Annotated in this window: 16 protein-coding genes and 1 pseudogene; 10 read left to right on the top strand and 7 right to left on the bottom strand. The window is 38.1% G+C overall.

Annotated features, from left to right (window positions below):
* The 5 genes and pseudogenes from H7U04_RS06370 to rpmF all read right to left on the bottom strand — a co-directional run.
* Positions 1-99: pseudogene (locus H7U04_RS06370) on the bottom strand (alkaline shock response membrane anchor protein AmaP); the annotation flags it as partial.
* 79 nt (positions 100-178) lie between these two features.
* Positions 179-418 (bottom strand): GlsB/YeaQ/YmgE family stress response membrane protein, encoded by a 240-nt coding sequence (locus H7U04_RS06365; protein WP_145517060.1) that lies wholly within the window; start codon positions 416-418, stop codon positions 179-181.
* Positions 419-580: 162 nt separating this feature from the next.
* A complete protein-coding gene (locus tag H7U04_RS06360; protein ID WP_260315545.1) occupies positions 581-883 on the bottom strand; it encodes a class I SAM-dependent methyltransferase in 303 nt (100 codons plus the stop codon).
* A gap of 84 nt (positions 884-967) precedes the next feature.
* Positions 968-1,117, bottom strand: coding sequence for a 50S ribosomal protein L33 (gene rpmG / locus H7U04_RS06355; protein WP_002262412.1), 150 nt, complete (start codon positions 1,115-1,117; stop codon positions 968-970).
* A 15-nt stretch (positions 1,118-1,132) separates the two neighbouring features.
* Positions 1,133-1,315, bottom strand: coding sequence for a 50S ribosomal protein L32 (gene rpmF / locus H7U04_RS06350; protein WP_002892130.1), 183 nt, complete (start codon positions 1,313-1,315; stop codon positions 1,133-1,135).
* A 231-nt stretch (positions 1,316-1,546) separates the two neighbouring features.
* Here rpmF and H7U04_RS06345 point away from each other — a divergent pair, with 231 nt between their 5' ends.
* The 10 genes from H7U04_RS06345 (at position 1,547) to yaaA (ending at position 9,359) form a co-directional block, all read left to right on the top strand.
* A complete protein-coding gene (locus H7U04_RS06345) occupies positions 1,547-2,659 on the top strand; it encodes a vitamin B12 independent methionine synthase (protein WP_073689279.1) in 1,113 nt (370 codons plus the stop codon).
* 65 nt (positions 2,660-2,724) lie between these two features.
* Positions 2,725-2,856 carry a PTS transporter subunit EIIB gene (locus H7U04_RS11415; RefSeq protein WP_073689280.1) on the top strand — a complete coding sequence of 44 codons (132 nt, stop codon included), beginning with the start codon at positions 2,725-2,727 and terminating at the stop codon, positions 2,854-2,856.
* 12 nt (positions 2,857-2,868) lie between these two features.
* Positions 2,869-3,096: a hypothetical protein gene (locus tag H7U04_RS11410; protein ID WP_255296725.1), complete on the top strand. Its 228-nt coding sequence runs from the start codon at positions 2,869-2,871 to the stop codon at positions 3,094-3,096.
* Between the two features lie 138 nt (positions 3,097-3,234).
* Positions 3,235-3,705 (top strand): PTS transporter subunit EIIC, encoded by a 471-nt coding sequence (locus H7U04_RS11405; protein WP_253183838.1) that lies wholly within the window; start codon positions 3,235-3,237, stop codon positions 3,703-3,705.
* The gene (locus tag H7U04_RS11400) at positions 3,686-3,883 is read left to right on the top strand and encodes a hypothetical protein (protein WP_257056696.1); all 198 of its coding nucleotides are present in this window, start codon (positions 3,686-3,688) and stop codon (positions 3,881-3,883) included. The genes H7U04_RS11405 and H7U04_RS11400 overlap by 20 nt, the downstream gene beginning before the upstream one ends.
* 152 nt (positions 3,884-4,035) lie before the next feature.
* Positions 4,036-5,316 carry a histidine--tRNA ligase gene (gene hisS / locus H7U04_RS06335; RefSeq protein ID WP_070576093.1) on the top strand — a complete coding sequence of 427 codons (1,281 nt, stop codon included), beginning with the start codon at positions 4,036-4,038 and terminating at the stop codon, positions 5,314-5,316.
* A gap of 7 nt (positions 5,317-5,323) precedes the next feature.
* Positions 5,324-5,746, top strand: a complete 423-nt coding sequence (locus H7U04_RS06330; RefSeq protein ID WP_064523598.1) for a hypothetical protein — start codon at positions 5,324-5,326, stop codon at positions 5,744-5,746.
* Between the two features lie 109 nt (positions 5,747-5,855).
* A complete protein-coding gene (gene aspS, locus H7U04_RS06325) occupies positions 5,856-7,607 on the top strand; it encodes an aspartate--tRNA ligase (RefSeq protein WP_201059428.1) in 1,752 nt (583 codons plus the stop codon).
* Entirely contained in the window at positions 7,600-8,541 is a 942-nt protein-coding gene (locus H7U04_RS06320; RefSeq protein WP_002885781.1) for a YitT family protein, read from the top strand. The genes aspS and H7U04_RS06320 overlap by 8 nt, the downstream gene beginning before the upstream one ends.
* 86 nt (positions 8,542-8,627) lie before the next feature.
* Positions 8,628-9,359: a peroxide stress protein YaaA gene (yaaA, locus tag H7U04_RS06315; RefSeq protein ID WP_002885850.1), complete on the top strand. Its 732-nt coding sequence runs from the start codon at positions 8,628-8,630 to the stop codon at positions 9,357-9,359.
* A 28-nt stretch (positions 9,360-9,387) separates the two neighbouring features.
* Here the strand turns inward: yaaA and nrdG are convergent, their stop codons facing one another.
* Positions 9,388-9,993 carry an anaerobic ribonucleoside-triphosphate reductase activating protein gene (gene nrdG / locus H7U04_RS06310; RefSeq protein ID WP_002885801.1) on the bottom strand — a complete coding sequence of 202 codons (606 nt, stop codon included), beginning with the start codon at positions 9,991-9,993 and terminating at the stop codon, positions 9,388-9,390.
* A gap of 4 nt (positions 9,994-9,997) precedes the next feature.
* The gene (locus tag H7U04_RS06305; protein WP_002885693.1) at positions 9,998-10,498 is read right to left on the bottom strand and encodes a GNAT family N-acetyltransferase; all 501 of its coding nucleotides are present in this window, start codon (positions 10,496-10,498) and stop codon (positions 9,998-10,000) included.

Below are 10,498 nucleotides of genomic sequence, written 5' to 3'. Positions count from 1 at the left end.
TAAACCACTAACTTTATGGTAATCTAGCAAAATAGGAATCAAAATTGTCAAGATTAAAATACAAAATATAAGAGAAAGTATTTTCTTAGATTTTGACATATTGAATCCTTTCATGAATACAATCAAATCATAACCTTGCCCTGTCTTAAAGATTATGATTTATTCTTGAAAAAGAACATTATTCTTTTTTACCTAAGAAAAACGACACTACGGCAACAACAATGACTGCTCCTAAGATTGATGGAACTAATGCCATTCCAGCTAGACTAGGTCCCCATGCACCGAAAAGTGATTGTCCAATAGATGAACCGACTAAACCTGCAATGATATTGGCAATTATTCCCATGGAACCTCCCTTTTTAGTGATTCCACCAGCTATAAAACCGATAAAGCCTCCTACAATAATAGACCAAAGCATAATAGGCCTCCCTTCTATCTCAAAGAAAAGTTATTCAATAAGTAAGTATTATGAAGAATATAACATTTTAATTGTTTTATTCTTTTGATTTTCAGCTAAAAATTACTTATTGAATGAAAATTAAAGCGCTTTCTTTTCTAAGATTAGTATCATTATACGCTATTATTTAGGGGAAATCAACGAAAATGTTTGACAGTATCCATTTAAAGGATTGAATGGCATTTTCAAAACTATTTCTTTTTCATCCTTATCCACAATATAGTTTATTTCATTATTTAATCCTGTGAGAAAAATGCCTCCCTTTTTCAAAACTCTATGCGCTTCATTGAAAATATGTTGCATATTCTCAGTATAGTAATTTGATACGGGGTGAAATACAATATCAAAAGACTCATCTTCGTATGGAAATGTTTTTGTCATATCTCCCTCTATAGCCTCTATTTTATATCCCTCCCTTTTAACCAATCAGACAAAAATCAGACAAAACTATATTTTAATCAAGCAAAAAAGCCTAGAGACGTTGGTTTCATAGGCTTTTCTTTTAATGTCTTATTTAACCTCAGTAAAGATTACGTGTTTACGCAATTTTGGTGAGTATTTTTTCAATTGAAGACGGTCTGGAGTGTTACGTTTGTTTTTTGAAGTAAGGTACAAGCGTTCACCAGATTCTTTGTGTTCAAGTGTAATATTTACGCGCATGGTATCTCCCTTCTATTATTTAGTTGCGTTAGCTTTAGCGATTTTACGTCCTTTGTAGTATCCTTTAAGTGATACACGGTGTGAACGTGAGTAATCTCCAGTTGTTTCGTCAAATTGTACTGATGGAGCAGTCAATTTGTAGTGTGTACGACGTTTGTTTTTCTTCGCTTTTGAAGTGTGACGTGCAGGTACTGCCATTTCTTTATTTCCTCCGAATTAATATTTATGTTCTTGATTTTAAATCAACTATAACAGAATAACATATCTTTTTTGTAAAGTAAAGTTGCTTGACAAAAAAACTTGTCAATAAAATATATAGTTAAAAACTATATCGTATGATAACAAATATATATTTCACTGCTATAGCAGCAAGTGCTAGAATAGGCTTATTATTACATTAAGCGAAAGCATAAAAAGGAGTAAATAACTATGAGTAAAGTTCATTATCATTTTGATCATGTTGGTTCTTACCTTCGTCCACAAGCTTTAAAAGAAGCACGTGAAAAATTTGCCAATGGTGAGATTTCGCAAGAAGAATTGTTGAAAGTACAAGATGAATTGGTTAAGGAACTGGTTCACCATGAGGTAGAAAATGGTCTTCAAGTAGTTTCTGATGGTGAATTTGGTCGTTCTTGGTGGCACCTTGATTTCCTATGGAACCTAACTGGTTTTGAAGCTTACCAACAAGAAGATTCATATAAATTCCATGGAGCTAAGACACGTACAACCAACGTTCGTATCAATGGTAAGATTGCCGAAAATCCTAATCATCCTTTCTATCGTGACTTTGAATATCTTAAATCAGTGACTCCTGAAGGAATTACTCCAAAAGTAACTATTCCAAGTCCATCACTCATCATTAACCGTGACCACCGTAGTGATCTTTATGCAAATTACTATGATTCATGGACAGATTTTCTTGATGATTTGGCAAAAGCTTACCATGATACCATCCAACATTTCTACGATTTGGGTGCACGTTATGTACAGTTGGATGATACGACTTGGGGTTATTTGATTCAACAGTTTGAGAATGAAAAAAATAATCCTGAGAAAACAGCTGAGTTGGCAAAAATTGCTGAGGATGATGTATACACTATCAATAAAGCCTTGGAAGGTCTTCCAGAAGATTTGACTTTGGCTACTCATATTTGTCGTGGAAACTTTAAATCAACTTATCTTTTTGAAGGTGGCTATGATTCAGTAGCTAAATATCTTGGGAAATTGAATTATGATATCTTCTTCTTGGAATACGATGATGCGCGTTCAGGTAGCTTCGCACCACTTCCAACGATTTGGAATAATCGTGATCATGTTGAATTGGTGCTTGGTGTGATTACTTCTAAGGATCCAGCTTTGGAAGATGTAGATGCTGTCATCGCTCGTATCCATGAAGCGGCTGAGCTTGTACCACTTAAGAACCTTGGTATCTCAACTCAATGTGGTTTTGCCTCAACTGAAGAAGGCAATATCTTGACTGAGCAAGACGAGTGGAATAAATTACAATTGATTAAAACAATTACTGATAAAGTTTGGTTATAATAGAAAAAATGTAGAGGACAGGCTCAGCTTGTTCTCTCTTTTTATGAGTATAAAAAGGAAGTGTCATGAACTATAAAGAGACAGGACAGAAGATTTTAGATGCTATAGGAGGAAAGGAGAAAGTTCAGAATCTTGTAAACTGTGCTAAACGTTTATGTTTTACCTTAGCCGATGATAAAGTTGTTCAAACTATCTAAAGTATTGTGAGTTTGGCTAAGAGTGGTGGCCAGTATCAAGTTGTTGTTGGGAGTGATGTACAAAATGTATACCGTGCTTTGGAAGGCTTATTAGACCTAGATGAAGTGTCTAAGGAATCATCAAAAAAACATGATAGAACTCCCCTTCAAAGCTTTTTAGGCTTTATTTCTGAGATTTTCACACCAATCTTACCGGAAATTACAGCAGCAGGGATGATCAAAGCCGTTTTGTCTCTTTAGGTTGTCTTTAAGGTAGTAGCTGTAGATGATGTTAACGATCAAGTTCTTAATTTTATTGGTGATACTGAATTTTATTTTTCACCTGTATTTTTAGGTGATTCAGCAGCTCGATAGTTTAAGACAACCGCTCAATTGAGGATGTTGATTGGTGCTATTTTATTACACCCAACTTTTACGCAGATTGTGACAACTGCCAAGGAATCAGGTCATGGCGTCTCTTTCTTTAGTATTCCTCTTACATTAACTTCTTACTCATCAACGGTTATTCCTGTTATTTTGGCAGTTTGGTTTATGAGTTATGTGGAGCGCTTTGCAATTAAAATTTCATCAAAGGCTGTTAAATTTTTCTTGGTGTCTATGATTACGACCTTGATCACTGCAATCGTAACACTTTTGATTTTAGGTCCAGGTGCTTTGGCTTCGAATGTGGCTCAGGGGGGAGTAGCCCTCGCTATTGCTTTAAAAACTAAGGATACCAATAAAAAAGCTCTGGCTTCATCTGCTGGAATTACTGCAATTTGTGGGATTACGGAACCGGCTCTTTATGGGGTAACTTTGCAAAATAAAGCTGCCCTCATAGGATCTATTGTTGCAGGGGGGAGTAGGTAGCTTCTTCCTTGGTATTTTAGGTGCGAGAAATTTTGCAGGTGCTTCCCCAGGTCTCTTGACGATTGCAGCCTATATCGGTGAAGATACACTTAAATATTTTTACACAGCTATTGGAGGTCTCGTAATTTCTGTTGTAGTCTCTTTTATTGTGACCTTCGTTCTTTATAAAGAAGATTAATGATTGTGGCAGGCCGAGAGGTCTGTTTCTTTCTTACGTTGAAAAAACCTCTACCATTTCCCAAAAGCTATGTAAATTATGATAGAATAGAGTGATTATATCTGTAATAACGGAAAAGGAGGGCAGGTCTATTTGAGACCTGTATCATCATTATGAAACTTCAAAAACCTAAGGGAACGCAGGATATTTTACCTGCTGATAGTGCTAAATGGCAGTACGTAGAAAATGTTGCACGTGAAACATTTAAGAAATACAATTATGGTGAAATTCGTACACCTATGTTTGAACATTACGAGGTCATTTCACGTTCAGTAGGTGATACAACTGACATCGTTACTAAGGAAATGTACGATTTTCATGATAAGGGAGACCGTCATATTACACTTCGTCCAGAAGGAACAGCACCGGTTGTACGCTCTTATGTAGAAAATAAACTCTTTGCGCCAGAGGTTCAAAAACCCGTTAAAGTTTATTATATTGGATCAATGTTCCGTTATGAACGTCCTCAAGCAGGACGCTTGCGTGAGTTCCACCAACTTGGTGTAGAGTGCTTTGGATCAAAAAATCCAGCCACAGATGTTGAAACCATTGCTATGGCCTACCAACTCTTTAATACGCTTGGCATCAAGGAAGTTACCCTTCATTTGAATAGCCTTGGAAATACTGAGAGTCGTCTGGCTTATCGTCAGGCCTTGATTGACTACTTGACACCAATGCGTGATACTTTATCAAAAGATAGTCAACGCCGTTTGGATGAAAATCCTTTGCGAGTACTCGATTCAAAAGAAAAAGAAGATAAGGTTGCAGTTGAAAATGCACCCTCTATTCTTGATTATTTAGATGACGAAAGTCAAGCGCACTTTGACGAAGTGCGTGCCATGCTCGATAGTCTTAACATTCCTTATGTGATTGATACTAATATGGTACGTGGTCTTGATTACTACAACCACACGATTTTTGAATTTATTACCACTATTGATAAGTCTGAATTAACAATCTGTGCGGGCGGTCGTTACGATAGTTTGGTTGAATACTTCGGTGGTCCAGAAACAGCTGGTTTTGGTTTTGGACTTGGTTTAGAACGCTTGCTTTTGGTTCTTGATAAACAAGGTATTGAACTTCCGGTGGAAGAAAGTCTAGATGTTTACATTGCAGTACTTGGTTCAGGTGCTAATGGTAAAGCTCTTGAGTTAGTTCAAGCTATCCGCTATCAAGGATTTAAAGCTGAACGTGATTACCTTGGACGGAAGATTAAGGCACAATTCAAGTCAGCAGATACCTTCAAGGCCAAGACTGTTATCACATTAGGTGAGAGTGAAGTAGAGTCAGGTCAAGTTAATGTCAAAAATAATGCTACTCGTGAGGAAGTTACTGTAAGTTTCGAAGAGCTAACTAAGAACTTTGCAGCAGTCCTCAAACAGTTAGAAAAGTAGGGGGCATATGATTAGTATAGTTGATATGCTCAAACGGAGTGAAAAGTTTAGTTTGGCTTTTGATCGTAGTATGCCTATTCGTTTCCAACAACAGTTTTGGCAGTTGATTGCTTTTCTTGATAAGCATGAAATTACTTGGTTTAATGATGAGCCTGCAAGTAATCATGCGATGTGTCAGCAATTACTTGGTCAAGTTTGGCGTCAAGATTGTCAAGATGTAGTCTTGAGTTTTGAAACTCAGGAACGTTATTTGGGATGGCAGGTAGACGAGGAAACTGATGAACTTAGTGTTATCATTGAAGATGTTTACGGTTTCCGCTGGAATAGTTTACTTGACTTAGAAACAGCTGATTATCGTTTTGAAGATTTTGAAGAGTTTGCTGAAGATTACGTGGATACTAGTGATTTGTTGAAACAATTTGGCAAATAGTTTGATAAAAAAGAAAGTCTATTAAAATTCTAACCTGAAATGGGTGGGGTTTTGATGGGCTTTTTGCTATAATAGTTAAGACTAAAAAATTAACGAAAGAAGTGTATTTATGGAACGTTCTATGTATGCCGGACGTGTTCGTAGTGAACACATCGGAACTACTATTACTTTGAAAGGTTGGGTATCTCGCCGTCGTAACCTTGGAGGTTTGATTTTCATCGATCTTCGTGACCGTGAAGGTTTGATGCAGTTGGTTGTTAACCCTGAGAATGCGGATGCAACTGTGGTTGAAACAGCTGAGAGCTTGCGTAGCGAATTTGTTATTGAAGTAACAGGAACTGTTGAAGCGCGTGAACAAGCTAATGATAACTTGCCTACAGGTGCTGTCGAACTTAAAGTTGAAGACCTTAAAGTCCTTAATACTGCCAAAACAACACCATTTGAAATCAAAGATGGTGTTGAGGCTAGTGATGATACACGTATGCGTTACCGCTACTTGGATCTTCGTCGTCCAGAGATGTTGGAAAACTTTAAGCTCCGTGCAAAGGTAACTCACGCCATCCGTAATTATCTTGATGACTTGGAATTTATCGATGTTGAAACACCAATGTTGACAAAATCTACACCAGAAGGTGCTCGTGATTACTTGGTTCCAAGCCGTGTTAGCCAAGGCCACTTTTATGCTCTTCCGCAAAGTCCCCAAATCACTAAACAATTATTAATGAATGCTGGTTTTGACCGTTACTATCAAATTGTTAAGTGTTTCCGTGATGAAGATTTGCGTGGAGATCGTCAACCTGAGTTTACACAAGTTGACTTGGAAACCTCATTCCTTAATGAGCAAGAAATCCAAGATATTACTGAAGGATTGATTGCTAAAGTTATGAAAGAAACTAAAGGTATTGAAGTTACACTACCATTTCCACGTATGTCTTATGATGATGCCATGAATAACTATGGTTCTGACAAGCCAGATACACGCTTTGACATGCTTTTACAAGACTTGACAGAGGTTGTCAAGGGGGTAGACTTCAAAGTGTTTGCTGAGGCACCAGCTGTTAAGGCAATTGTTGTCAAAGGAAATGCAGACAAATACTCACGTAAAAGCATTGACAAGTTGACAGAGTTTGCCAAACAATTTGGCGCTAAAGGTCTTGCTTGGGTTAAGATGACTGACGGAGCTCTAGCTGGTCCAGTTGCTAAATTCTTGACAAGTATTGAAGAAAAGTTGACAGATGCTTTACACCTTGAAGAGAATGATCTAGTTCTTTTTGTAGCAGATACTCTTGAAATCGCTAATAACACACTTGGTGCTTTGCGTAATCAGATTGCTAAAGAACTTGACATGATTGACAATACTAAGTTCAACTTCCTTTGGGTTGTCGATTGGCCAATGTTTGAGTGGTCTGAAGAAGAAGGACGCTATATGTCTGCTCACCACCCATTTACTTTGCCAACAGAAGATTCTGCAGCAGAGCTTGAAGGAGATCTTTCCAAGGTACGTGCTGTAGCTTATGATATTGTCTTGAATGGTTATGAGCTTGGTGGAGGAAGTCTACGTATCAATCATAAAGACCTACAGGAACGTATGTTGAAAGCCCTTGGTTTCTCTGAAGAATCAGCCTATGAGCAATTTGGATTCCTTCTTGAAGCTATGGACTATGGTTTCCCACCACATGGTGGTTTGGCTATCGGTCTTGACCGTTTTGTTATGCTTCTTGCAGGTAAAGATAATATCCGTGAAGTGATTGCCTTCCCTAAAAATAATAAGGCATCAGATCCTATGACTCAGGCCCCAAGTCTTGTGGCTGATAAACAGTTGGAAGAACTTGCCCTTCATGTAGATTTAGAAAATGAATAAAGCACCTCTTCATAAACATGTTAAATTTGTAGCGAAAAAGTCTGCGAAGAAAATGGGCGTTTTGCAGGCTGTACGTAGTATTTCCCGTGAAAAATATACTGAAAAAGTCTCAGCTTCTTTACTTTATGGTCTCTTATCGTCAATCGCCGTTAATTTCTTTTTTCAACCTGGACATGTTTACTCCAGTGGAGCAACAGGTTTGGCACAGGTTTTATCGGCATTGAGTGTTAGAACTTTGGGCTTTGAGATACCAGTATCATTGACTTTCTATGCGATTAATATCCCTCTCTTGATTATGGCTTGGTACAAGATTGGCCATAAATTTACAATCTTTACCTTCATTACAGTAACGATGAGCTCCCTTTTTATTCAGGTGATGCCACATGTAACCTTGACAGAGGATCCTTTGATCAATGCTATCTTTGGTGGTTTGGTCATGGGTACGGGGATTGGTTTCGGTTTAAAATCACGTATCTCTAGTGGGGGGACGGATATCGTTAGCCTCACTATTCGTAAGAAAACAGGTCGTGATGTTGGTAATATCTCCTTGATTGTCAATGGAATTATCATGGTTTTTGCGGGCATTCTTTTTGGTTGGAAATATGCTCTTTATTCAATGGTGACTATTTTTGTTTCTAGTCGAGTTACAGATGCGATTTTCACAAAACAAAAGAAAATGCAGGCTATGATTGTCACAAGTAATCCTGACCCAGTTGTAAGGATGATTCAGAAGAAACTCCACCGTGGAGTAACGCTGATTAATGATGCGGAAGGGACTTATAATCACGAAAAGAAAGCAGTATTACTGGCGATTATTACGCGTGAAGAGTATACTGACTTCAAGCATTATATGAGAAAGGCAGATCCCAAAGCCTTTGTCTCCATCGCAGAAAATGTACATATTCTAGGTCGTTTTGTTGATTTAGATGACTAACAAAAAAAGGAAGTTGACGAACGTTAGCTTCTTTTTTGTTGGAGAGAATTCTTGACGAAATGCCTGCTTGACTTTACAATATCAGTATGATTAGATTTTTAATTCCAACCGCAAAAGAAATGAAGGCCAGTAAGGAAGTTTCGTCTCAAAAATTATCCGAAAAGAGTGCGGCTATCCTAACTGAAATGGCAAAATTGTCCACAGATGAATTATCCACAGCTTATAAAATAAAGCCTGAGCAGGCTGAGAAAGAAAAGCAGCGCTGGGCTGCGATTTTATCGGGAGAAGCGAAAACCTATCCGGCTATCGAGCTTTTTAATGGACTGATGTATCGTCACATCAAACGTAGTGACTTATCCACATGTGAAAAAGAATTCTTAGACCAACAAGTATTTATCACATCTTCTTTTTATGGAATCATTCCCGCTTTTTACCCGATTCAAGAACATCGTCATGACTTTCATACGAAGATTAAGGTTGATGGTCAGTCCTTAAAAAACTATTGGCGTGCTGAATATGATCAATTTTTAGAGGAGAGTCAAGTTCCGGTTGTTTCTTTGCTTTCAAGTGAATTCGAGGATGTTTTTAGTCCAACTCTTCGTAAGCAGTTATTCACGGTTAGTTTTATGGAAGACCGCAATGGGGTTCTTAAGACTCACTCTACGATTTCCAAAAAGGCAAGAGGGGCTTTTTTGACAGCTGTTATGGAGGAGAATTGTCAAACGATTAATGATTTACGAAAATTGTCTTTTGATGAGTTTAATTATCGTGAGGATTTATCCTCTAATAATGAGCTAGTTTTTGTTAAAATTGCATAAAAAGTCTGAGTTATAAGCTCAGACTTTTTTATAGCATATCTTTACGATCGACTTGTTCATAGTTCGTTTGACCGTCATTTAGCTTGTCCCAAATAACGACTTCTCCTTGATTAAGAGATTTTTTGACATCAATAATACGTTGATTAGATGATCCTCGAAACTGGAGCATAAGGTTCTTTTTAGTGATGTCAAAGCGGCCGTCAACGAGAATGTCAACGAGTTGAAGAAGTTCTAGTTTATCAGGAGTTTCAAGCATCAACTCCTCCCAAGTATAACCAGTCCAAGACCAGATATCTTTTTCCGGGAGTTCCTCACGAATGCGTTTGACTAGGGGAATGAGAATTCCTGTGTTTAGGAAGGGTTCACCACCAAGTAGCGTGAGACCTTGTACGTAAGGTTGAGCTAGATCCCTCATGATTTGTTCTTCAAGTTCTTTAGTATAGGGAATTCCTGCCTTAAAGGACCAGGTGGCAGCGTTATAGCATCCCTCGCAATGAAACATGCAACCAGAGACGTAAAGGGAGTTACGCACGCCTTCACCATCAACGAAATTAAAAGCTTTGTAGTCAATAATACGTCCTTGGCTAAGTTCTTCAGACTTCCATTCCTGTGGTTTTGGTGTATTCCATGTCATGATTCTACTCCAAATCTATCCAATAGCGCTCAGTTTCATGGCGAATGTTCTCCAACTGGCCACCGTTGGCTAATATAACAGCTCGACTAGCAGGATTCTTGATACTACAAGTGACCAGAGCACGATGAATATTCTTGTCTTTAGCTACTTGTAAGCCTTGACGGAGTGATTCTTTCGCATAACCCTTTCCTCGTTCGGATGGACGGATAGAGTAGCCAATATGGCCCCCTTTTTCTAGTAAGTAGTCATTTAATCGGAGACGAAGGTTGAGGAAACCAAGAGCATGATCCGCTTCGTCAAAACTAACCAGCTGGATAGCAGGAACCCAGTTTTCAGGAATATTGAGTCCCGCTTCCGCTTGAATATTTTCTTCCAGCCACTCTTCATAAACAAAATTGTCGGGGTTCCAAAATCCACCATCATGAGCAGATTGCTCCCTTTCAAATTCAGCCATCATCTCTAAGATAGCTTCTTTATCTGTTTGACTCGGTCGGCGTAAGATCAT

This window comes from Streptococcus sp. 22.1, assembly GCF_016648645.1.
In the GTDB taxonomy this organism is placed as follows: domain Bacteria; phylum Bacillota; class Bacilli; order Lactobacillales; family Streptococcaceae; genus Streptococcus.
Note: the sequence above shows the minus strand (reverse complement) of the source record. Positions and strands in the feature narration are given on the sequence as shown.

Bases quoted from the DNA above. Each gene is read 5' to 3' on its own strand.
- H7U04_RS06365 (WP_145517060.1), bottom strand. From the start codon at position 418: ATGCTTTGGTCTATTATTGTAGGAGGCTTTATCGGTTTTATAGCTGGT.
- rpmG (WP_002262412.1), bottom strand. From the start codon at position 1,117: ATGCGCGTAAATATTACACTTGAACACAAAGAATCTGGTGAACGCTTG.
- rpmF (WP_002892130.1), bottom strand. From the start codon at position 1,315: ATGGCAGTACCTGCACGTCACACTTCAAAAGCGAAGAAAAACAAACGT.
- H7U04_RS06345 (WP_073689279.1), top strand. From the start codon at position 1,547: ATGAGTAAAGTTCATTATCATTTTGATCATGTTGGTTCTTACCTTCGT.
- H7U04_RS11415 (WP_073689280.1), top strand. From the start codon at position 2,725: ATGAACTATAAAGAGACAGGACAGAAGATTTTAGATGCTATAGGAGGA.
- H7U04_RS11405 (WP_253183838.1), top strand. From the start codon at position 3,235: ATGTTGATTGGTGCTATTTTATTACACCCAACTTTTACGCAGATTGTG.
- hisS (WP_070576093.1), top strand. From the start codon at position 4,036: ATGAAACTTCAAAAACCTAAGGGAACGCAGGATATTTTACCTGCTGAT.
- H7U04_RS06330 (WP_064523598.1), top strand. From the start codon at position 5,324: ATGATTAGTATAGTTGATATGCTCAAACGGAGTGAAAAGTTTAGTTTG.
- aspS (WP_201059428.1), top strand. From the start codon at position 5,856: ATGGAACGTTCTATGTATGCCGGACGTGTTCGTAGTGAACACATCGGA.
- H7U04_RS06320 (WP_002885781.1), top strand. From the start codon at position 7,600: ATGAATAAAGCACCTCTTCATAAACATGTTAAATTTGTAGCGAAAAAG.
- yaaA (WP_002885850.1), top strand. From the start codon at position 8,628: ATGATTAGATTTTTAATTCCAACCGCAAAAGAAATGAAGGCCAGTAAG.
- nrdG (WP_002885801.1), bottom strand. From the start codon at position 9,993: ATGACATGGAATACACCAAAACCACAGGAATGGAAGTCTGAAGAACTT.
- H7U04_RS06305 (WP_002885693.1), bottom strand. From the start codon at position 10,498: ATGATCTTACGCCGACCGAGTCAAACAGATAAAGAAGCTATCTTAGAG.